21 protein-coding genes are annotated in these 20,689 nt (G+C 60.2%); 15 read left to right on the plus strand and 6 right to left on the minus strand.

Going from position 1 to position 20,689, the window contains the following annotated elements; genetic code table 11:
• Positions 1-4 precede the first annotated feature (4 nt).
• Positions 5-352: a DUF883 family protein gene (locus tag AC6CWS_RS10920; RefSeq protein WP_032432206.1), complete on the plus strand. Its 348-nt coding sequence runs from the start codon at positions 5-7 to the stop codon at positions 350-352.
• A gap of 119 nt (positions 353-471) precedes the next feature.
• Here AC6CWS_RS10920 and pdxR read toward each other — a convergent pair whose 3' ends face one another.
• On the minus strand, positions 472-1,848 hold the full coding sequence (pdxR, locus tag AC6CWS_RS10925; protein WP_048335065.1) for a MocR-like pyridoxine biosynthesis transcription factor PdxR: 1,377 nt from the start codon (positions 1,846-1,848) through the stop codon (positions 472-474).
• An 88-nt stretch (positions 1,849-1,936) separates the two neighbouring features.
• Here pdxR and AC6CWS_RS10930 point away from each other — a divergent pair, with 88 nt between their 5' ends.
• The 14 genes from AC6CWS_RS10930 (at position 1,937) to leuA (ending at position 16,524) form a co-directional block, all read left to right on the plus strand.
• Positions 1,937-2,368, plus strand: coding sequence for a carboxymuconolactone decarboxylase family protein (locus AC6CWS_RS10930; protein ID WP_023290749.1), 432 nt, complete (start codon positions 1,937-1,939; stop codon positions 2,366-2,368).
• A 183-nt stretch (positions 2,369-2,551) separates the two neighbouring features.
• Positions 2,552-2,797 (plus strand): glutaredoxin-like protein NrdH, encoded by a 246-nt coding sequence (gene nrdH, locus AC6CWS_RS10935; RefSeq protein WP_048298086.1) that lies wholly within the window; start codon positions 2,552-2,554, stop codon positions 2,795-2,797.
• On the plus strand, positions 2,794-3,204 hold the full coding sequence (gene nrdI, locus AC6CWS_RS10940; protein ID WP_023290751.1) for a class Ib ribonucleoside-diphosphate reductase assembly flavoprotein NrdI: 411 nt from the start codon (positions 2,794-2,796) through the stop codon (positions 3,202-3,204). Before nrdH ends, nrdI begins: the two co-directional genes overlap by 4 nt.
• Complete coding sequence (nrdE, locus tag AC6CWS_RS10945) at positions 3,177-5,318, plus strand: class 1b ribonucleoside-diphosphate reductase subunit alpha (RefSeq protein ID WP_065883411.1); 2,142 nt, start codon at positions 3,177-3,179, stop codon at positions 5,316-5,318. The genes nrdI and nrdE overlap by 28 nt, the downstream gene beginning before the upstream one ends.
• Positions 5,319-5,328: 10 nt before the next feature.
• Positions 5,329-6,291 (plus strand): class 1b ribonucleoside-diphosphate reductase subunit beta, encoded by a 963-nt coding sequence (gene nrdF / locus AC6CWS_RS10950; protein WP_065883414.1) that lies wholly within the window; start codon positions 5,329-5,331, stop codon positions 6,289-6,291.
• 356 nt (positions 6,292-6,647) lie between these two features.
• Positions 6,648-7,850: a glycine betaine/L-proline ABC transporter ATP-binding protein ProV gene (proV, locus tag AC6CWS_RS10955; protein WP_002914328.1), complete on the plus strand. Its 1,203-nt coding sequence runs from the start codon at positions 6,648-6,650 to the stop codon at positions 7,848-7,850.
• Positions 7,843-8,910 carry a glycine betaine/L-proline ABC transporter permease ProW gene (gene proW / locus AC6CWS_RS10960; protein WP_065883416.1) on the plus strand — a complete coding sequence of 356 codons (1,068 nt, stop codon included), beginning with the start codon at positions 7,843-7,845 and terminating at the stop codon, positions 8,908-8,910. Before proV ends, proW begins: the two co-directional genes overlap by 8 nt.
• Before the next feature lie 77 nt (positions 8,911-8,987).
• On the plus strand, positions 8,988-9,986 hold the full coding sequence (gene proX, locus AC6CWS_RS10965) for a glycine betaine/L-proline ABC transporter substrate-binding protein ProX (protein ID WP_023290755.1): 999 nt from the start codon (positions 8,988-8,990) through the stop codon (positions 9,984-9,986).
• Between the two features lie 180 nt (positions 9,987-10,166).
• Positions 10,167-10,913 (plus strand): AzlC family ABC transporter permease, encoded by a 747-nt coding sequence (locus tag AC6CWS_RS10970; protein ID WP_065883418.1) that lies wholly within the window; start codon positions 10,167-10,169, stop codon positions 10,911-10,913.
• Entirely contained in the window at positions 10,903-11,238 is a 336-nt protein-coding gene (ygaH, locus tag AC6CWS_RS10975; protein ID WP_004205699.1) for an L-valine transporter subunit YgaH, read from the plus strand. Before AC6CWS_RS10970 ends, ygaH begins: the two co-directional genes overlap by 11 nt.
• A gap of 90 nt (positions 11,239-11,328) precedes the next feature.
• Positions 11,329-11,859: a transcriptional repressor MprA gene (mprA, locus tag AC6CWS_RS10980; RefSeq protein ID WP_002914337.1), complete on the plus strand. Its 531-nt coding sequence runs from the start codon at positions 11,329-11,331 to the stop codon at positions 11,857-11,859.
• 125 nt (positions 11,860-11,984) lie between these two features.
• Positions 11,985-13,157 carry a multidrug efflux MFS transporter periplasmic adaptor subunit EmrA gene (emrA, locus tag AC6CWS_RS10985; RefSeq protein WP_004205697.1) on the plus strand — a complete coding sequence of 391 codons (1,173 nt, stop codon included), beginning with the start codon at positions 11,985-11,987 and terminating at the stop codon, positions 13,155-13,157.
• Between the two features lie 15 nt (positions 13,158-13,172).
• The gene (gene emrB / locus AC6CWS_RS10990; RefSeq protein ID WP_065883421.1) at positions 13,173-14,711 is read left to right on the plus strand and encodes a multidrug efflux MFS transporter permease subunit EmrB; all 1,539 of its coding nucleotides are present in this window, start codon (positions 13,173-13,175) and stop codon (positions 14,709-14,711) included.
• A 136-nt stretch (positions 14,712-14,847) separates the two neighbouring features.
• A complete protein-coding gene (gene leuA / locus AC6CWS_RS10995) occupies positions 14,848-16,524 on the plus strand; it encodes a 2-isopropylmalate synthase (protein WP_065883423.1) in 1,677 nt (558 codons plus the stop codon).
• Here the strand turns inward: leuA and AC6CWS_RS11000 are convergent.
• From AC6CWS_RS11000 to yqaB, 5 genes are all read right to left on the minus strand, one after another.
• A complete protein-coding gene (locus tag AC6CWS_RS11000; protein WP_032456498.1) occupies positions 16,503-17,270 on the minus strand; it encodes an AraC family transcriptional regulator in 768 nt (255 codons plus the stop codon). The two genes, leuA and AC6CWS_RS11000, sit on opposite strands and share 22 nt — an antisense overlap.
• 52 nt (positions 17,271-17,322) lie before the next feature.
• Positions 17,323-17,838 carry an S-ribosylhomocysteine lyase gene (gene luxS, locus AC6CWS_RS11005; RefSeq protein ID WP_023290759.1) on the minus strand — a complete coding sequence of 172 codons (516 nt, stop codon included), beginning with the start codon at positions 17,836-17,838 and terminating at the stop codon, positions 17,323-17,325.
• A gap of 156 nt (positions 17,839-17,994) precedes the next feature.
• Positions 17,995-19,551: a glutamate--cysteine ligase gene (gene gshA / locus AC6CWS_RS11010; protein ID WP_065883424.1), complete on the minus strand. Its 1,557-nt coding sequence runs from the start codon at positions 19,549-19,551 to the stop codon at positions 17,995-17,997.
• Between the two features lie 66 nt (positions 19,552-19,617).
• The gene (locus AC6CWS_RS11015) at positions 19,618-20,046 is read right to left on the minus strand and encodes a YqaA family protein (protein WP_023290761.1); all 429 of its coding nucleotides are present in this window, start codon (positions 20,044-20,046) and stop codon (positions 19,618-19,620) included.
• Complete coding sequence (gene yqaB, locus AC6CWS_RS11020) at positions 20,043-20,609, minus strand: fructose-1-phosphate/6-phosphogluconate phosphatase (RefSeq protein WP_065883426.1); 567 nt, start codon at positions 20,607-20,609, stop codon at positions 20,043-20,045. The genes AC6CWS_RS11015 and yqaB overlap by 4 nt, the downstream gene beginning before the upstream one ends.
• Between the last annotated feature and the right edge of the window lie 80 nt (positions 20,610-20,689).

The raw sequence follows: 20,689 nt of genomic DNA on the forward strand, positions 1-20,689 counted from the left end.
AACGATGGCTAACCATGTGAACCGCAACAATTTTGACGAGAACGCCGAAGATATTCATAACGATGTCAGCCAATTAGCGGACACGCTGGAAGAGGTGCTGAAATCGTGGGGCAGTGACGCGAAAGAGGAAGCGGAAGCGGCGCGTGCCAAAGCGCAGTCGCTGTTAAAAGAGACCCGCGCCCGCCTTAATGGCCACAACCGGGTGCAGCAGGCGGCGCTGGATGCGCGCCAGGCAGCGTGCGATGCGCTGGGCTGCGCCGACACCTACGTGCGCAATAAACCGTGGCACAGCGTGGGCGCCGCCGCCGCCGTCGGGGTATTTATTGGCGTATTGCTCAATTTACGTCGATAATAGCTATAGCGTTTGCTGCCGCCGCGCGATAAGCGCGCGGAAGCCCGCCAGCTTCACGGAAAGCAATGAAGATAACAAATACGCGTCAGCCCCTGCGCGCCTCTGGCCGCAGGGGTTTTTTATGCGCCAGCGGGCGTGACGCCGCCGACGCCGATCGCCTCCCTTAGCCGCCGGGCCAGTGCGCCAGCCATTGCCGGCGAGCGAATATTGGTAAAACTCATCAGTAATCCCCCCTCCCCGGTATGGCGCATCCGCCAGTCGCTCAACGCCTGTACCGCCAGCCCGGCCGCCACCGCCCGTTGGGCCAGCAGGCGATCGTCGCCGTTGACCGGCATGACCAGCTGAATCCCCCCCTGCTGCGGCGTGACCTGAAAGCCCTGCGCCTGCAGAGCCGACTCCAGCCACTCCCTGCGCTGGCTGTAGCTGGCGCGCATTTTTTTCAGATGACGCCAGAAATGGCCCTGCTGGATAAAATCCGCCAGCGTCTGCTGCCACAGGGTGGGAACGGTGCAGGGCTGGCGCTCCACGGTCTGGTGAAAGCGCGCCGCCAGCGCGGTCGGCACCACCAGCCAGGCGGTGCGCAGCGCAGGAAACATCGACTTACTGAAGGTGCCCGCGTAGATGACCCGCTGTGGCGCATCAAGGCTTTTCAGCGGCGGCAGCGGTTTGCCGCGATAGCGAAACTCGCTATCGTAATCATCCTCAATGATCCAGGCGTCACGCTCCGCGGCCCATGCCAACAGCTGGCGACGCCGGGGCAGCGAGAGCGCCACTCCCAGCGGACTCTGATGCGCCGGGGTGAGCAGGGCAAACCGCGCCTGCGGGTGATGGCGCTGGCCCCAGGCGATATCCATCCCTTCGTCGTCCACCGGGATCGCATCCACCACCAGCTGCCCGGCCTCGACCACCGGGCGGATAAAGGGATATCCCGGATCCTCCATCCACATATGCTGCCCCGGCTGCGCCAGGGTACGCAGGATCAGGTTCATGGCGGTGGCATAGTTGCCGGCGATCAGGACCTGCTCCGGCTGGCAGTCGATACTGCGCGACAGGCGCAGATAGTCGACGATCGCCTGACGCAGAAGCGGGTCGCCGCCGGGATCGCCGGGCGCCAGATCGAACCGCGACTGCGTCCGCAGCCGGCGCCCCATCACCCGCGCCCACAGCCCGCGCGGAAAGAGATCCAGCGCCGGGAGCCCCATCTGAAACGGCAACGGCTCCGCCGGCGCGGCAGGTTGCGCGGGCGGCACTGGCGCCAGCTGGCGCGGACTGAGCCGCTCGCTGACAAAGGTTCCCGCCTGCCCGCGTCGCTCGAGCCAGCCCTGGGCGACCAGTTCGCCCCAGGCGTTTTCGATGGTCGCCCGGGAGACGCCCTGCTCCTGGGCAAACACCCGACTGGCGGGCAGACGGCTGCCCGGAGCCAGTTCGCCACGTTCAATGGCGGATTTCAGCTGGCGGGCGATGCGTTGATAAAGAGGGAGGTGGCTGGCTTCCATTATGGTCTGCTTTTTTCATCACAATATGGCTATCTTTTGCAGTCCATTATAGTGCTATTTTGGCTGCCGTCTTAGAGAGGAGAACACCATGAGCCAATTACGTCAGCCATTCAGTGAACTGAGCCCGGAAGTCTATAAAGGGCTGGTGCAAGCCAGCCTCGCGCTGGAGAAAAGCGAGCTGGGCAGCGCCCTGGTGGAGCTGGTCTATTTACGCGTGTCGCAGATCAACGGCTGCGCCTTCTGCCTTGAGAAGCACAGCCAGGCGCTGCGCAAAGGCGGCATGGCGCAGAGCAAGCTGGATGCCCTGGCCGGCTGGCGGGTGAGCGACCATTTTACCCCTGGCGAACGCGCGGCGCTTGCCTGGGCCGAGTCGGTCACCGACATCGCCGCCAGCCATGCGGAAGATGAGGTTTACCTGCCGCTGCGCGAACATTTTACCCCACGTCAGATAAGCGATCTCACCTTCGCCATCAGCCTGATGAACGCCTTTAACCGCCTCGCCGTCGCCATGCGTCTGTAGTTTCGCGCAGCCTTCCCCCTCCTCCGCCTGGCCACCCCGGCGGGGGAATTGTTTGCTAAAAACGCTATATATTGAGTGGTTGAAGTTTTAAATAACTACATCTAGTATTTCCTTATCGAATGGCCCACAACGTTCGACGCTACGTTTAGCGCCGTGCTGTTATCTTAAATGGAAATACGAATCATGCGCATTACTATTTACACTCGAAATGACTGCGTGCAGTGCCATGCCACCCGACGAGCCATGGAGAGCCGGGGACTGGCCTTTGAAATGGTCAACGTCGACCAGCAGCCGGATGCCGCCGACACCCTGCGCGAGCAGGGGTTTCGCCAGCTGCCGGTGGTGATCGCCGGCGACCTGCGCTGGAGCGGCTTCCGCCCGGATATGATCAATCGCCTGCGCCCTTCCGTCGCGGCGGCCAGCGCATGAGCCTCATCGTCTACTTCTCCAGCCGTTCGGAGAACACCCATCGCTTTGTGCAGCGCCTGGGGCTGCCGGCGGTGCGCATCCCGCTGAACGAGCGTGAACCTCTGCAGGTAGACGAGCCCTATATTCTCATCGTTCCCAGCTATGGCGGCGGCGGTACCGCCGGCGCCGTGCCGCGTCAGGCGATCCGCTTTTTAAACGACGTACATAACCGTCGGCTGATCCGCGGGGTGATTGCCGCCGGCAATCGCAACTTTGGCGACGCCTGGGGGCGCGCCGGGGATGTCATCGCGCAGAAATGCGCCGTGCCCTATCTCTACCGCTTCGAGCTGATGGGAACCCCCGACGATATCGATAACGTGCGTAAAGGAGTCAGCGAATTTTGGCAACGACAACCGCAGAACGTATAACCGCCGCCGTGGATTTTCACGCCCTCAATGCGATGCTGAATTTGTACGACAGCGAGGGCCGCATCCCGTTTGAGAAAGATCGCCAGGCGGTTGAGGCTTTTATGGCGACCCAGGTTCAGCCCAACACCCTAGCCTTTGCCAGCCAGGAGGATAAACTCAGCTGGCTCGTCCGCGAGGGCTATTACGATCCCCAGCTGCTGGCCGGCTATGATCGCGGGTTTGTGCTGGCGCTGTTCGCCCATGCCCGGCGCGCCGCGTTTCGCTTCCAGACCTTCCTCGGCGCCTGGAAGTTCTATACCAGCTACGCGCTGAAGAGCTTTGACGGCAAGCACTACCTCGAGGATTTCGCGGAACGCAGCGTAATGGTGGCCCTGACGCTGGCCCGGGGCGATGAACAGCAGGCGCGGCAGCTGACGGAGGAGATACTCAGCGGCCGCTTCCAGCCGGCCACGCCCACCTTCCTTAACGCCGGCAAACAGCAGCGCGGGGAGCTGATCTCCTGCTTCCTGCTGCGCATTGAAGATAATATGGAGTCCATCGGCCGGGCGGTGAACTCGGCGCTGCAGTTGTCGAAGCGCGGCGGCGGCGTGGCCTTTTTACTCTCCAATCTGCGCGAGGCCGGGGCGCCGATCAAGCGCATCGAAAATCAGTCCTCCGGCGTGGTGCCGGTGATGAAGATGCTGGAGGACGCCTTCTCCTATGCCAACCAGCTCGGCGCCCGCCAGGGGGCGGGGGCGGTCTGGCTGCACGCTCACCATCCCGATATTTTGCGCTTCCTTGATACCCGGCGTGAAAATGCCGATGAGAAAATCCGCATCAAAACCCTGTCGCTGGGGGTGGTGATCCCTGACATCACCTTCCAGCTGGCGAAAGAAGACGCGCAGATGGCGCTCTTCTCGCCGTATGATGTCGAACGGCTGTACGGCAAACCCTTCGCCGATTGCGCCATCGGCGACCTCTATCCACAGCTGGTAGCCGACGATCGGGTTCGCAAACGCTGGATCCGCGCCCGCGACCTGTTCCAGAGCCTGGCGGAGATCCAGTTTGAATCCGGCTACCCGTACATCATGTTTGAAGACACGGTGAACCGCGCCAGTCCGGTGGCCGGGCGGGTCACCATGAGCAATCTGTGTTCCGAGATCCTGCAGGTCAGTACGCCGTCCGCCTATAATGAAGACCTTAGCTATGCCCATATCGGGGAAGATATCTCCTGCAACCTCGGCTCGCTGAACATCGCCCACACCATGGACTCGCCGGATTTCGGCCTCACTATCGCCACCGCGGTGCGCGCCCTGACCGCCGTGTCCGACATGAGCCACATTCAGTCGGTCCCCTCCGTGGCGGCCGGCAACGCCGCCTCCCACGCCATCGGCTTGGGGCAGATGAATCTTCACGGCTATCTGGCGCGGGAAGGCATTGCCTACGGCAGCCCGGAGGGGCTGGACTTCACCAATATCTACTTCTACACCGTGACCTGGCACGCGCTGCATACCTCGATGCTGTTGGCCCGCGAGCGCGGCCAGCGCTTCGCCGGCTTCGGGCAGTCGCGCTACGCCAGCGGGGAATACTTCGACAAATATCTGCAGGAGTCGTGGCAGCCGAAAACCGAACGGGTCCGCGCGCTGTTCGCCCGCGCCGGCATCTCCCTGCCCGACCGGGAAAGCTGGCGCCAGCTGCGCGACGACGTCATGCGCTATGGCATTTACAACCGCTATCTGCAGGCGGTGCCGCCCACCGGCTCGATCTCGTACATCAACCATGCCACCTCCAGCATTCACCCGATCGTCTCGAAGATTGAGATCCGCAAAGAGGGGAAAACCGGACGGGTGTACTACCCCGCGCCGTTTATGAATAACGACAATCTGGCCCTCTATCAGGATGCGTACGAGATAGGCCCCCGGAAGATCATCGACACCTACGCCGAGGCGACGCGCCACGTCGATCAGGGGCTGTCGCTGACCCTGTTCTTCCCGGATACCGCCACCACCCGCGATATCAACAAGGCGCAAATCTACGCCTGGAAGAAAGGCATTAAGACGCTGTACTACATCCGACTGCGCCAGCTGGCGCTGGAAGGCACTGAAATTGAAGGCTGCGTGTCCTGCGCGCTGTAAGGAGAACAGGATGACCCATTTAACGCGCGTCAGCGCGATCAACTGGAACCGCATCGATGACGATAAAGATCTGGAGGTGTGGAATCGTCTCACCAGCAACTTCTGGCTGCCGGAGAAAGTGCCGCTGTCGAACGACATTCCCGCCTGGCAAACCCTCAGCGCGGCGGAGCAGCAGTTGACCATTCGCGTTTTTACCGGGCTGACCCTGCTCGACACCATTCAGAACACCATCGGCGCGCCGGCGCTGATGGCGGACGCTCTGACCCCGCATGAGGAGGCGGTGCTGTCGAACATCAGCTTTATGGAAGCGGTTCATGCCCGCTCTTACAGCTCCATCTTTTCCACGCTGTGCCACAGCAAAGAGGTGGATGCCGCCTTCGCATGGAGCGAAAGCTGCGAACCCCTGCAGCGCAAAGCGCAGCTGATGCTGGGCTACTATCAGGCCGACGAGCCGCTGAAGAAAAAAATCGCCAGCGTGTTCCTCGAATCCTTTCTCTTCTATTCCGGCTTCTGGCTGCCGATGCACTTCTCCAGTCGGGGAAAACTGACCAACACCGCGGATCTGATCCGCCTGATCATTCGCGATGAAGCGGTGCATGGCTATTACATCGGCTACAAGTATCAGAAAGGACTGGAGATCGTCAGCCCCGGTAAGCGCGAAGAATTGAAAAACTTCGCCCTCGATCTGCTGATGGATCTGTACGACAACGAGCTGGTCTACAGCCGGGAACTGTACGGCGAGAGCGGCTGGTTCGACGACGTCAGCGCCTTCCTGTGCTACAACGCCAACAAAGCGCTGATGAACCTCGGCTACGAGGCGCTGTTCCCGGCGGAGATGGCGGCGGTTAACCCGGCAATCCTCGCGGCGCTGTCACCCAACGCCGATGAAAACCACGACTTTTTCTCCGGCTCCGGCTCCTCCTACGTGATAGGAAAAATGGAAGAGACCGCCGACGACGACTGGGACTTTTAACCGTACTTTCATCAGGAATATCGCCCGCATATTCCTGGTGATCAATTTCACAGAATCGCGATTAATCCACCAAATATTCTCTCCATGGTCTAACCGTCATCACTTCGTCATATTTAGCAGAAAACCGGTCCATTTCAGTCGAATTATCCAAAGATAATCAAAAAATATTACCCACAACAAATTACCGCTCAGCCCTTATATCACGGGGGCTGTGCCGCCATGTCCCTCACTCCATTTTGCCGAGAGTTCGCCATTGAGGGTTGTCACAGAATCTGAGTATGTTAGGGTGTAAAAAGATCATTATCACCATTGGGTACCATATCGCAATAAACAAATAACAGGAACTTCTCTATTGCATGGCAATTAAATTAGAAATCAAAAATCTTTATAAGATATTTGGCGAGCACCCTCATCGTGCTTTCAAATATATTGAGAAAGGACTCAACAAAGCGCAAATACTGGAAAAAACGGGGCTGTCGCTTGGCGTCAAAGACGCCAGTCTGGCCATTGAAGAAGGCGAGATATTCGTCATCATGGGGCTCTCCGGCTCGGGGAAATCCACCATGGTTCGCCTTCTCAATCGCCTGATTGAACCCACCCGCGGCCAGGTGCTGATTGACGGGGTCGATATCGCCAAAATGTCGGACGCCGAGCTGCGCGAGGTGCGTCGTAAAAAAATTGCGATGGTTTTTCAGTCCTTTGCGCTAATGCCGCACATGAGCGTGCTCGACAATACGGCGTTTGGCATGGCGCTTGCCGGCGTCCCGGCCGCTGAGCGAGAGCAAAAAGCGCGGGAAGCGCTGCGTCAGGTGGGGCTGGAGAATTATGCCCACGCCTGGCCGGATGAACTCTCCGGCGGGATGCGTCAGCGCGTCGGTTTAGCCCGCGCCCTGGCGATTAATCCCGATATTCTGTTAATGGATGAAGCCTTCTCCGCGCTCGATCCGCTCATTCGCACCGAAATGCAGGATGAGCTGATCAAATTACAGGCTAAGCATCAGCGTACCATTGTCTTTATTTCCCATGACCTTGATGAAGCCATGCGAATTGGCGATCGTATCGCCATTATGCAAAATGGCGAAGTGGTTCAGGTCGGCACTCCGGATGAAATATTGAATAATCCGGCCAATGATTATGTCCGCACCTTCTTCCGCGGCGTCGATATTAGCCAGGTCTTCAGCGCGAAAGATATTGCCCGTCGTAGCCCGGTCGGCCTGATTCGTAAAACGCCAGGTTTTGGCCCCCGCTCTGCGCTGAAATTATTACAGGATGAAGACCGGGAATATGGTTATGTCATTGAGCGCGGTAATCGCTTTGTCGGGATTGTCTCGATCGATTCTCTGAAAACCGCGCTCAGCGCCGGCCAGGGGATCGAGGCGGCGCTGATTGACGCCCCGCTGGCGGTGGAGGCGCAAACGCCGCTCAGCGATCTGCTCTCCCACGTCGGCCACGCCCCGTGCGCCGTCCCGGTGGTGGATGAAGAACAACAATATATTGGCATCATTTCCAAACGAATGTTGCTCCAGGCTTTAGATCGCGAGGGGGTGAATCATGGCTGATCAAACCAATCCGTGGGACAGCGCCCCGGCAACCGACAGCGCCGCTCAGGCTGCAGACGCCTGGGGTGGCGCCTCAACTGCCGCGCCGACTAATGGCGGCGGCGCCGACTGGCTGCACAGCGCCCCGGCGCCGCAGCCGGAACAGTTCAATATCATGGATCCGTTCCATAAGACCCTGATCCCGCTCGACAGCTGGGTGGCCCACGCCATCGACTGGATCGTGCTGCACTTCCGCCCGCTGTTCCAGGGGATCCGCGTGCCGATCGACTACATCCTCAGCGCCTTCCAGCAGCTGCTGTTGGGGATGCCGGCGCCGGTGGCGATTATCGTCTTCGCGCTGATCGCCTGGCAGATCTCCAGCCTCGGCATGGGGGTCGCCACCCTGGTCTCGCTGATTGCCATCGGCGCCATCGGCGCGTGGTCGCAGGCGATGGTCACCCTGGCGCTGGTCCTCACCGCCCTGCTGTTCTGTATGATCATCGGCCTGCCGCTGGGGATCTGGCTGGCGCGCAGTCCGCGAGCGGCGAAAATTATCCGCCCGCTGCTGGATGCCATGCAGACCACGCCGGCCTTCGTCTACCTGGTGCCGATCGTGATGCTGTTCGGCATCGGCAACGTGCCCGGCGTGGTGGTGACGATTATCTTCGCCCTGCCGCCGATCGTCCGTCTGACCATCCTCGGGATAAACCAGGTGCCTGCGGATCTGATCGAAGCGTCGCGCTCGTTTGGCGCCAGCCCGCGCCAGCTGCTGTTTAAAGTTCAGCTGCCGCTGGCGATGCCCACCATTATGGCCGGGGTTAACCAGACGCTAATGCTGGCCCTGTCGATGGTGGTGATCGCCTCGATGATCGCCGTCGGCGGTCTTGGCCAGATGGTGCTGCGCGGCATTGGCCGCCTGGATATGGGCCTGGCCACCGTCGGCGGCGTGGGGATCGTGATCCTGGCGATTATTCTTGACCGCCTCACCCAGGCCGTCGGCCGCGACGCCCGCAGTCGCGGCAACCGCCGCTGGTACACCACCGGCCCGCTGGGGCTTCTTACTCGCCCTTTCTGTCGATAAGTCGATAACAGCGCCGCACCCCGGCACCAGCCGATGCCGGGGTGCCGCCTTCCCGTTAAACAATAAGAGGAACCACCATGCGACATAGCACGATGATGGCCACCGCCGCCTTTGCCACCCTGATCGCCACCAGCGCCTTCGCCGCCGACCTGCCGGGCAAAGGAATTACCGTCAAGCCGGCGCAGAGCACTATCTCCGAAGAGAGCTTCCAGACCCTGCTGGTCAGCCGCGCGCTGGAGAAGCTTGGCTACACCGTCGAAAAACCGAGCGAAGTGGACTATAACGTCGCCTATACCTCGATTGCCGCCGGGGATACGACCTTTATCGCCACCAACTGGCAGCCGCTGCACGATGACATGTACGCCGCGGCGGGCGGTGATAACAAATTTTACCGCAAGGGGGTGTACGTCTCAGGCGCCGCCCAGGGCTATCTGATCGATAAAAAAACCGCCGAGCAGTACCACATCACCTCTATCGATCAGCTCAAAGATCCGCAGATCGCCAAACTGTTTGATACTAACAACGACGGTAAAGCGGACCTCACCGGCTGCACCCCGGGCTGGGGCTGCGAAGCGGTGATTAACCACCAGATTGACGCCTATGGCCTGAGCAAAACCGTCACCCATAACCAGGGCAACTACGCGGCGATGATGGCCGACACCATCGCCCGCTATAAAGAGGGTAAACCGGTGCTCTACTACACCTGGACGCCGTACTGGGTTAGCGACGTGCTGAAGCCTGGCAAAGACGTCGTCTGGCTGCAGGTGCCGTTCTCCTCCCTGCCGGGCGAGCAGAAAAACATCGATACCAAACTGGCCAACGGCGCCAACTATGGCTTCCCGGTCAACACCATGCACATTGTCGCCAACAAAGCCTGGGCGGAGAAAAATCCGGCCGCCGCCACTCTGTTTAGCGTCATGAAGCTGCCGATCGCCGACATCAACGCCGAGAATGCGATGATGCACGAAGGCCATGCTTCCGAAGCCGACATTAACGGTCATGTTGATGGTTGGATCAAAGCCCACCAGCCGCTGTTCGACAGCTGGGTGAAAGCCGCACTCGCCGCGCAGCAGTAACCCGCCCCCGGATAAGGCCCGGCGCCTTATCCGGGCCCCTTCCCCGCCTTTCATCCCGTCAGGGTCATGGAAAAGCGGATTGCGGGCATTTTCATAGTGTTAAGGCGCGTCGCGCTCTGTTAAGGTGGGGACATCGGTCAATTTGCCACCTTCACATGGATCCAGCGATAAGTTATTCATATGGAAAACCCCGCGCCCTTAACCTGTGCCTTATCTGAACGTGTCGCTACCGTCGGCGAAGGCATTAAAGACAGTCTCCCCATCGTCATCAGCTACCTTCCGGTGGCATTCGCCTTCGGACTGAACGCCACCCGGCTGGGTTTCACCCCGCTGGAAAGCCTGTTTTTCTCCTGCATTATTTACGCCGGCGCCAGCCAGTTTGTGATCACCGCCATGCTGGCCGCCGGCAGTTCGCTGTGGGTCGCCGCCCTGACGGTGATGGCGATGGACGTCCGCCACGTGCTGTATGGCCCCTCACTGCGCAGCCGCATTCATACCGCGCTGGACAAAAAGAAGACCGCCCTCTGGGCCTTCGGCCTGACCGATGAGGTTTTCGCCGCCGCCACCGCCAGGCTGGTACGCGACAACCGACGCTGGAGCGAAAACTGGATGCTCGGTCTCGCGTTTACCTCGTGGGCATCGTGGGTGTGCGGCACGCTGGCCGGCGCCTGGTCCGGCAACGGCCTGCTGGCGGATTATCCGGCGGTGGAAGCCGCGCTCGGCTTTATGCTGCCGGCGCTGTTTATGAGCTTCCTGCTGGCCTCTTTCCAGCGCCAGCAATCGCTGTGCGTCACGGCGGCGCTGGCGGGCGCGCTGGGCGGCATTCTGTTATTTTCCATTCCGGCGGCGATCCTCGCCGGGATTGTCTGCGGGTGTCTGACGGCGCTGGTCCAGGCCATGCTGAAGGGGATGCCGGATGAACAGTGAGGTCCTTCTGCTCGGAGTGATTGTCGGCGGCGTGAACTATCTGTTTCGTTATCTTCCCCTGCGTCTGCGCGCGGGTCATGCCCGGCCTGCCCGTCGTGGCCCGGTCAGCGTGCTGCTGGATACCATCGGCATCGCCTCGATTTGCGCGCTGCTGGTGGTCTCCAGCGTGCCGGAGATCCTCGCCGATGCCCATCGCCTGGCGCCGACGCTGATCGGCTTCCTGGTGCTGGGGGGCGCCTTCTGGAAAACCCGCAGCATTATTATCCCGACCCTGCTGTCGGCGTTGGCCTACGGTCTGGCCTGGAAAATCGCCAGCGGGCTCTAAGCTTTGCGTATCAATTTTGGTCAATAATTCATTTGATTTATTTGTCACAATAGTTATTATATCGGCTGTAATTAATGAGGTCATACCCAAATGGATAGTTCGTTTACTCCCATTGAGCAAATGCTCAAGTTCCGCGCCAGCCGCCATGAAGATTTCCCGTTCCAGGAGATTCTGTTAACTCGTCTTTGCATGCATATGCAAGGTAAGCTGCTGGAAAATCGCAATAAAATGCTTAAAGCGCAGGGAATTAACGAGACATTATTTATGGCGCTGATTACGCTGGAGTCGCAGGAAAACCACAGCATTCAGCCGTCCGAGCTGAGCTGTGCGCTGGGCTCGTCGCGTACCAACGCCACCCGTATCGCTGATGAACTGGAAAAACGCGGCTGGATTGAACGCCGCGAGAGCGATAACGATCGTCGCTGTCTGCATCTGCAGCTGACCGAAAAGGGCCATCAGTTTTTGCGTGAAGTCCTGCCGCCGCAGCATAACTGCCTGCACCAGCTGTGGTCTTCACTCAGCACCAGCGAAAAAGATCAGCTCGAACACATTACCCGCAAACTCCTGAGCCGCCTTGACCAGATGGAAGAAGAAGGCGTGCTGGCGGACTCTCTACGCTAAGGGCGGCGTCGCTCAGCCCATTTTTACGTTGCAAGGAAAACAGCCAGGCCAGCAGAACTCTGCTGGCCTTTCTGATAAACAGGTCGGCTCAGCCGATGTGAAATAATAAGATCGTGGAGAATAACATGAGCGCAAATGCGGAGAGCCAAACCCCGCAGCAACCAGGCAGCAAAAAAGGGAAGCGTAAAGGCGCCCTTCTGTTGCTGACATTGCTCTTCATTATTATTGCCGTGGCATATGGGATTTACTGGTTTCTGGTACTGCGTCACTACGAAGAGACCGACGATGCCTACGTGGCAGGGAACCAGGTACAAATTATGGCCCAGGTCTCGGGCAGCGTGACCAAAGTCTGGGCAGACAACACGGACTATGTGCAGAAAGGCGATCCGCTGGTCACTCTCGATCAGACCGATGCCCAACAGGCGTTTGAGAAAGCCAAAACGCAGCTGGCCGCCAGCGTGCGTCAAACCCGTCAGCAGATGATCAACAGCAAGCAGCTGCAGGCGAATATTGACGTCAAAAAGACCGCCCTCGCCCAGGCGCAGGCTGACCTGAACCGCCGCATCCCGCTGGGCGCTGCGAACCTCATCGGCCGCGAAGAGCTGCAGCACGCCCGCGACACCGTCGCCAGCGCGCAGGCCGAGCTTGACGTGGCGATCCAGCAGTACAACGCTAACCAGGCGATCGTGCTGGGTACCAAACTGGAACAGCAGCCGGCGGTGCTGCAGGCGGCGACCGAAGTGCGTAACGCCTGGCTGGCCCTGCAGCGTACGCAGATCGTCAGCCCGATTAGCGGCTACGTTTCCCGCCGCTCGGTACAGCCTGGGGCGCAGATCGGCACCACCACGCCGCTGATGGCGGTGGTTCCGGCGACCAACCTGTGGATCGACGCTAACTTTAAAGAGACCCAGCTGGCGCATATGCGCATCGGCCAGCCGGCCACCGTAATCAGCGACATCTATGGCGATGACGTGAAATACACCGGCAAGGTGGTTGGTCTGGATATGGGTACCGGGAGCGCCTTCTCCCTGTTGCCGGCGCAGAACGCCACCGGCAACTGGATCAAAGTGGTACAACGCTTGCCGGTCCGCATCGAGCTGGATGAAAAACAGCTGGCGGAACACCCGCTGCGCATCGGCCTCTCGACGCTGGTGGAAGTTAACACCACCGATCGCGATGGCGAAATGCTGGCAAGCCAGGTGCGGAGCTCCCCGGTCTACGAGAGCAATGCCCGTGAAATCGCTCTCGATCCGGTCAATAAACTGATAGACGAGATCATTCAGGCCAACGCCGGATAATTCGGGGTGAGTGTAATGCAACAGCAAAAACCGCTGGAAGGCGCGCAGCTGGTCATCATGACCATTGCGCTGTCGCTCGCGACGTTCATGCAGGTGCTGGATTCCACTATCGCCAACGTGGCGATCCCGACCATCGCCGGTAACCTTGGCTCATCGCTGAGCCAGGGGACCTGGGTCATCACCTCGTTCGGGGTCGCTAACGCCATCTCCATTCCGATCACCGGGTGGCTGGCCAAGCGCGTGGGCGAGGTGAAGCTGTTCCTGTGGTCCACCACCGCTTTCGCCATCGCCTCCTGGGCCTGCGGCGTCTCCAACAGCCTGACGATGCTGATCTTCTTCCGCGTCATTCAGGGGATTGTTGCCGGGCCGCTGATCCCGTTGTCGCAAAGTCTGTTGCTCAGCAACTATCCGCCGGCGAAACGCTCTATCGCCCTGGCGCTGTGGTCGATGACGGTGATCGTCGCCCCCATCTGCGGCCCGATCCTCGGCGGCTATATCAGCGATAACTACCACTGGGGATGGATCTTCTTTATCAACGTGCCCATTGGCGTGGCGGTGGTGCTGATGACCCTGCAGACCCTGCGCAACCGGGAAACCAAAACCGAACAGCGGCGTATCGACGGCGTCGGCCTGGCGCTGCTGATCATCGGTATCGGTAGCCTGCAGGTGATGCTGGACCGGGGTAAAGAGCTGGACTGGTTCTCCTCCAATGAAATTATCATTCTGACCATCGTGGCGGTGGTGGCGATAAGCTTCCTGATCGTCTGGGAGCTGACCGACGATAACCCGATTGTCGATCTGTCGCTGTTTAAGTCGCGCAACTTCACCATCGGCTGCCTCTGTATCAGCCTGGCCTACATGCTCTACTTCGGGGCCATCGTGCTGCTGCCGCAGCTGTTGCAGGAGGTCTACGGCTACACCGCGACCTGGGCCGGCCTGGCGTCAGCGCCGGTGGGGGTGATCCCGGTCATTCTGTCGCCGATTATCGGCCGCTTTGCGCATAAGCTCGATATGCGACGGCTGGTCACCTTCAGCTTTATCATGTACGCCGTCTGCTTCTACTGGCGCGCCTGGACCTTCGAACCGGGGATGGACTTTGGCGCCTCGGCGTGGCCGCAGTTTATCCAGGGCTTCGCGGTAGCCTGCTTCTTCATGCCGTTGACCACCATCACCCTCTCCGGCCTGCCGCCGGAACGGCTGGCGGCGGCGTCGAGCTTGTCGAACTTCACCCGTACCCTTGCCGGCTCCATCGGGACCTCGATCACCACCACCCTGTGGACCAACCGCGAGGCGCTGCACCATGCGCAGCTCACCGAATCGGTGACGCCGTTCAACCCCAACGCGCAGCAGATGTACGATCAGCTGCAGGGGATGGGAATGACGCAGCAGCAGGCGTCCGGCTGGATAGCGCAGCAGATAACCAACCAGGGGCTGATTATCTCCGCCAACGAAATCTTCTGGATCTCAGCGGCCATTTTCATCCTGCTGTTGGGACTGGTGTGGTTCGCCAGACCCCCGTTCAGCGCCGGCGGCGGCGGCGGCGGCGCGCACTAAGCCTCACATCAAGGGACCTGCGGGTCCCTTTTTTACGGCGTCAGGTTGTCCAGTTCTCGCTAGTTTCTGTCTCGTTTGCGAAAGCCCGCCAGCCGGCGCTCGGGCAGGATAGAGGCTGACTATTAAGGAGAACACTATGCTGAGCCATCCTGCTGAAAAGTACCGTCCCTATCCGCCGATTACCCTGCCCGACCGCCGCTGGCCGGACCGGCAAATCAGCCACGCCCCGCGCTGGCTGTCGACCGACCTGCGCGACGGCAACCAGGCGCTGGCGGAGCCCATGGACAGCGCCCGCAAACTGCAGTTCTGGGATCTGCTGCTGGAGTGCGGCTTTAAAGAGATTGAGGTCGCCTTCCCTTCCGCCTCGCAAACCGATTTCAACTTTGTCCGCCAGCTGATTGACGAACAGCGCATCCCGGAGGAGGTCACCATCCAGGTGCTGACCCAGGCGCGGGACCCGCTGATCCTGCGCACCTTTGAAGCGCTGCGCGGCGCCCGCCGGGCCACCGTCCACCTCTACAACGCCACCGCGCCGCTGTTCCGCGAACTGGTTTTCGGCATGGACAAGGCCGAGGTGATCGCCCTCGCGACCCGCGCCACCCGGCTTATCCGCCAGCAGTGCGAACAACAGCCGGAGACCCGCTGGCAATATGAATATTCGCCTGAAACCTTCTGCTTCACCGAGCCGGCGTTTGCGCTTGAGATTTGCGAAGCGGTGGCGGACGTCTGGCAGCCCTGCGCCGAGCGACCGATGATCGTCAATCTGCCGGCGACGGTGGAGGTCAACACCCCCAACGTCTATGCCGATCAGATCGAGTACTTTTGCCGCCACTTCTCCCGCCGCGGCGAGGTCTGCATCAGCGTGCATCCTCACAATGACCGCGGTACCGGCGTCGCCAGCGCCGAGCTGGCGGTGATGGCCGGCGCCGACCGGGTGGAAGGCTGCCTGTTCGGCAACGGCGAACGCACCGGCAACGTCTGCCTGGTGACGCTGGCGATGAACCTCTACAGCCAGGGCGTCGACCCTGAGCTTCGCTTCGAGCAGATGAACCGGGTGGTGGAAGTGGTGGAAAACTGCAATCAGATCCCCGTGCACCCGCGCCACCCGTGGGCGGGAAGTCTGGCCTACACTGCCTTCTCCGGTTCCCATCAGGATGCGATCAAAAAAGGGTTTGATGCCCGTCAGCCTGGCGACCCATGGCGAATGCCCTACCTGCCCATTGACCCGCAGGATATTGGCTGCAGCTATGAGGCGGTGATCCGCGTCAACAGCCAGTCGGGGAAAAGCGGCAGCGCCTGGCTTATCGAACAAAATCATGGTCTGAAGCTGCCCCGCGGGCTGCAGCAGGACTTCAGCCAGCACGTTCAGCAGGCCACCGATAGCGACGGCAAAGAGATGACCCACCATGCGCTGTGGCAGCTGTTCCGCACGCGCTACGGGCTGCAGGCGCAGCCTGCGCTGACGCTGGTCGATTATCAGAGCGCCAGCCAGCAGGATGGCCAGCTGTCCCTGCAGGCGACGCTGCGTCACCACGGCGAAACCCGACGCCTGCAGGGCCAGGGCAACGGCCTGCTCTCCGCCGCCGCCAGCGGCCTCAGCGCGCTGTTTCGGCAGCCGTTTATGATCAAGGACTATCATGAGCATACCCTCGGCGCGCGCAGCGACAGCCGGTCGGTGGCCTATATCCGCTGCGTTTTTCCGCAAGGAGAAAGCTACTGGGGCGTGGGTATCGATAATGACGTGGCGCGCGCCTCGCTGCAGGCGCTGTGCAATGCGCTCAGCGCCGCCGATCAGGCCGGCGGACGAAAATAGTCGCTGGGGGCGACGCCCATCACCCGACGAAACATGGCGCTGAAGGCGCTGTGGCTGCCGTAGCCCAGCTCCAGCGCCACCCGCAGGACGGAGTGGCCCTGCGCCAGGCGAATCAGCGCTTCCATTAGCTTCGCCCGGCGCACCCACTCGCGCCACGTCAGGCTAGTCTGCTGCTGAAAATGGCGGTTCAGGGTTCGCTCGCTCATGCTGCACGCCTTCGCCGCCTGGCTGCTGCTCCAGACGTCGCCCGGCGCCTCGCGCACCTGCTGACACAGCCGGCGCAGCGTTTCGCTTTGCGGCTCCGGCAGGCCAAACGGCAGGATCGCCATCCCGCGGATCTCATCGAGGATCAGCTCATAAATCCGTTCGTCGCGGCTGGCGGGGGCATAGCGCTCGGCCAGCGCCAGGGAAGAGACGATCAGTTCCCGCAGCAGCGGCGTGATCTGTACGATCTGGCAGCCCGCCGGAAGATCGGCGCGCGCCAGCGGATCGATAAACAACGTGCGCGCCGCGACGTTGCCGGTCATGCGCAGCGCGTGGGGCGTTCCCGCCGGCAGCCAGACGCCGCGCCCGGGCGGCACCACCCAGTAGCCTGCCGGCGTCGCCACCCGCACCACGCCGCTTAAAATATGCAGCAGCTGGGCGCAGTCATGCTGATGCCAGTCTTCCTGGTCACCGTGAGCATAATCATGGGCAAAGGGCACCAGCGGGCGGTGCTGAAAGGAGAAGGTGGTGGTGGTCGTCATGGCGGCGTCGGGAGAGCGGCCCGGCGACAGGCGTCGGGCCGCGGCGGAAGCACTAGATGTGCAGTTCCTGCAGTTTTTCTTTCGGCAACGCCAGTTCGTCGTTGCTGTTGATGCGCACATCGCGCTCAATGATATGACGAGCGATCTCCTGCGCCTCTTCCAGCGAGTGCATGGTATAGGTCCCGCACTGGTAGACGTTCAGCTCCGGGATCTGGTTCTGATCTTGCACCTTCAGCACGTCGGCCATCGCCGCTTTCCAGGCGTCGGCGACGCGCTGCTCGTCCGGCGTACCAATCAGGCTCATATAGAACCCGGTGCGGCAGCCCATCGGCGAAATGTCGATAATTTCCACGCCATTCCCGTTCAGGTGATCGCGCATAAAGCCGGCGAACAGGTGCTCCAGGGTGTGGATACCGCGCTCCGGCATCACTTCCTGGTTCGGCACGCAGAAGCGCAGATCGAATACGGTGATTTCATCGCCATGCGGCGTGTTCATTTTCTTCGCGACACGCACCGCTGGGGCTTCCATTCGGGTATGGTCGACTGTGAAACTATCTAACAACGGCATTCGTCACCTCCGGGAGTGAATTTTTTTAAAATAAAATGAACTCTTTGTTCAGCCGCGAGTCTCAGTATATGAAAGACGCGCATTTATTATCATCATCATCCCTGAATCAGAGATGAAAGTTTGGCCACAGTGATGTGGCCTTTTTCTTTTCCAGCGCTACGCGTGCCGCGCCAACAGCGCCTCAAACGGCTCGCTGTCTTCCGCTTCTACTTTCTTCTGTCGCGCCACCGACGCGTCGCGCTCGGCGATGAAATCTTCTTCGCTCAGGATCTCCAGCGGCTCTTCACGCAGCTGGGTGCGGTAACGATCGGCCAGCGCACGGCCGGTTCCGCCAATCCCTTCTTCAATCATAGAACGCAGAATGCGGGCTGAGAAGGTTAATTCCGGATCGTCAAAACAGGCCAGCAGCTCATCGCAGACCTGTTGATAGGCCTCGCCGCCGTGAATGCTGTCCAGCGTCTGCGCCACGCGGCGTAAATCGCGGAACAGATCTTTACCTACCTGCGCCAGCGGGAACTGCGCGCTTTCGCAGCCGATGCCCAACGTTAAGCCCGGCTTACGGCCTTCCAGAATCACCCGATTCCAGTTGGTGCGAGTGCACAGCAGCTCATCGCTGCTCATCTCCGGCGCGTCGGCCAGCGCGCACCAAACCATAAACAGATCGAGGAAACGCACCTGCTGGGCGTCAACGCCGATCGGCGAGAACGGGTTGATATCCAGCGAACGGACTTCAATGTACTCAATGCCGCCGCGCAGCAGCGCATCGGACGGGGTTTCGCCCCGACGGGTGACGCGTTTCGGGCGGATCGGCGCATAGAGTTCGTTTTCAATCTGCAGGATATTGCTGTTGATCTGCAGATACTTACCGTCTTTTTCCAGCCCGATTTTGGCGTACTCTTCCGACGGCGTTTTAATCGCGCGCTTCAATCCTGCCACATACTCGTGCAGATCGTTAAACGTAATTCCGAGATTGCTTTGCGACTTATTGGTATAACCGAGGTCGCTGAGGCGCAGCGAGGTGGCGTACGGCAGGTAGTACATGCCGTTGCCCGTCTCCTCAAAGGGCAGCGTCGTCGGCTTTCCTTGCAGGAATGAAGAGCAAATCGCCGGCGAGGCGCCGAACAGATACGGGATCACCCAGCCAAAGCGATAGTAGTTACGAATCGTGCGAAAATAGCCTGCTGAAATGGCCTCTTTCCCGCTTTCAGCGTCTTCCACACCGCACTTCGCCTGCCAGAACGTCATCGGCAGCGAGAAGTTATAGTGCACGCCGGAGATAGTCTGCATCAGCGCGCCGTAGCGGTTCTTCAGCCCCTCGCGATACAGCGTTTTCAGGCGTCCCACGTTAGAGGTGCCGTACTGCGCCAGCTCAATATCCTGACCGGGGGCGATATAGCAGGGCATGCTCAGCGGCCACATCCGCTCGTCACCGATCTGACGCGCGGTATAGCGATGGACATCGCGCATAAAGGTCAGCATATGCTCAATATCGCCGTCCACCGGCGTAATAAACTCGAGTAAAGCTTCGGCAAAATCGGTGGTAATCCATTTATGCGTCAGCGCTGAGCCTAACGCCAGAGGGTGACCGGTCGTCGCCAGCGTACCGTCTGCGTTCACGCGCAGCGTCTCCCGCTCCAGACCACGTTGAATACCCTGCAGGGCCTGCGGATGTTTTTCCAGCCAGGCCAGCGCCTGTGATACGTCCGGGATCAATTTGACCTCCCGCCTGTCGAAATCGTTTGAATAAGCATAATTGTAATGGATGAACTATCAGTCCAATTAGTGCCACCACGTCATGCCCTGAAGCGTCGCTGCCGCAATGACGATATAGCGCAGCGCCTTTCCAAGGCATAAGAAAAAGAGTACCGGTCCCCAGGAAATGCGCATCCATCCCGCCAGCAAACACAGTAAATCGCCGACAACCGGCGCCCAGCTTAGCAACAGCGTCACCGCGCCGTAGCGCTTAAGCCAGCCGGCCGCCCGCTCCTGCCAGCGCGAGGTTTTACGCAGCGGAAACAGGCGCCCCAGAATAACGTTAGTTACCCCTCCAAGGCTATTGCCGATTGTTGCTATTAATACTAACCACCACGGATGACTAACCCCCGTAAGAAGCATCGCAACCAGCACAACCTCCGAATTGCCGGGAAGCAGCGTGGCGCTTAAAAAGCTACTGGCAAACAGCGAGAGGAGTGACAGCGCGTCGCTCACAGCAAACGCACGTCTACAGCGTCCATTCCCGCGCGCTTCGCCGCCTGCAGACCAAAGTCGGCATCTTCGAAGACCACGCATTTTTCCGGCGCGACGCCCATGCGCTCGGCGCACAGCAGGAAGGTATCGGGCGCGGGTTTATGGTTGACCACATGATCGGCCGCCACCACCGCGGAGAAGTAATGACGCAGGCCCAGGTGCGCCAGCAGCGCTTCGGCGACGGCGCTTTCACTACCGGTGCCGACCGACATCGGGCGACGGCCGTGCCACGTTTTGACCACCTCGATCAGCGGCAATGGGCGTACGCTATCCAGCAGCATCGCCTTAACGGCCAGGGTTTTTTCCTGCGCCAGGCGATGTGGATCGAGATCCGCCTGGTTGAGTTCAATAATCGCCTGGGCAATCCGCCAGGTCGGTGAGCCATTGAGGGCGACCATCGCCTGTTCGTCGAAACGCATACCGTAGCGGCCCAGCACCTCGTTCCATGCCTGACGGTGGGTCGGCTCGGTATCGAGGATGGTGCCATCCATATCAAAGATCAGTCCTGCGTAACCTTCGTACATCGTCTTCTCACCAACCGGTTAATGAATGGTTACTGTAACGCAAAAGCCGGTCGTTGTCGCGGCCAGCGGCGCAGACGACA

Source organism: Klebsiella sp. M041 (assembly GCF_059759695.1).

Excerpts from the sequence above, each read along its gene's own strand:
- proX (WP_023290755.1), top strand. The coding sequence starts at position 8,988 with ATGCGACATAGCACGATGATGGCCACCGCCGCCTTTGCCACCCTGATC.
- AC6CWS_RS10920 (WP_032432206.1), top strand. The coding sequence starts at position 5 with ATGGCTAACCATGTGAACCGCAACAATTTTGACGAGAACGCCGAAGAT.
- AC6CWS_RS10930 (WP_023290749.1), top strand. The coding sequence starts at position 1,937 with ATGAGCCAATTACGTCAGCCATTCAGTGAACTGAGCCCGGAAGTCTAT.
- yqaB (WP_065883426.1), bottom strand. The coding sequence starts at position 20,609 with ATGTACGAAGGTTACGCAGGACTGATCTTTGATATGGATGGCACCATC.
- AC6CWS_RS10970 (WP_065883418.1), top strand. The coding sequence starts at position 10,167 with ATGGAAAACCCCGCGCCCTTAACCTGTGCCTTATCTGAACGTGTCGCT.
- pdxR (WP_048335065.1), bottom strand. The coding sequence starts at position 1,848 with ATGGAAGCCAGCCACCTCCCTCTTTATCAACGCATCGCCCGCCAGCTG.
- proV (WP_002914328.1), top strand. The coding sequence starts at position 6,648 with ATGGCAATTAAATTAGAAATCAAAAATCTTTATAAGATATTTGGCGAG.
- AC6CWS_RS11000 (WP_032456498.1), bottom strand. The coding sequence starts at position 17,270 with ATGACGACCACCACCACCTTCTCCTTTCAGCACCGCCCGCTGGTGCCC.
- leuA (WP_065883423.1), top strand. The coding sequence starts at position 14,848 with ATGCTGAGCCATCCTGCTGAAAAGTACCGTCCCTATCCGCCGATTACC.
- luxS (WP_023290759.1), bottom strand. The coding sequence starts at position 17,838 with ATGCCGTTGTTAGATAGTTTCACAGTCGACCATACCCGAATGGAAGCC.
- nrdI (WP_023290751.1), top strand. The coding sequence starts at position 2,794 with ATGAGCCTCATCGTCTACTTCTCCAGCCGTTCGGAGAACACCCATCGC.
- nrdF (WP_065883414.1), top strand. The coding sequence starts at position 5,329 with ATGACCCATTTAACGCGCGTCAGCGCGATCAACTGGAACCGCATCGAT.
- emrA (WP_004205697.1), top strand. The coding sequence starts at position 11,985 with ATGAGCGCAAATGCGGAGAGCCAAACCCCGCAGCAACCAGGCAGCAAA.
- proW (WP_065883416.1), top strand. The coding sequence starts at position 7,843 with ATGGCTGATCAAACCAATCCGTGGGACAGCGCCCCGGCAACCGACAGC.
- emrB (WP_065883421.1), top strand. The coding sequence starts at position 13,173 with ATGCAACAGCAAAAACCGCTGGAAGGCGCGCAGCTGGTCATCATGACC.
- ygaH (WP_004205699.1), top strand. The coding sequence starts at position 10,903 with ATGAACAGTGAGGTCCTTCTGCTCGGAGTGATTGTCGGCGGCGTGAAC.
- mprA (WP_002914337.1), top strand. The coding sequence starts at position 11,329 with ATGGATAGTTCGTTTACTCCCATTGAGCAAATGCTCAAGTTCCGCGCC.
- nrdH (WP_048298086.1), top strand. The coding sequence starts at position 2,552 with ATGCGCATTACTATTTACACTCGAAATGACTGCGTGCAGTGCCATGCC.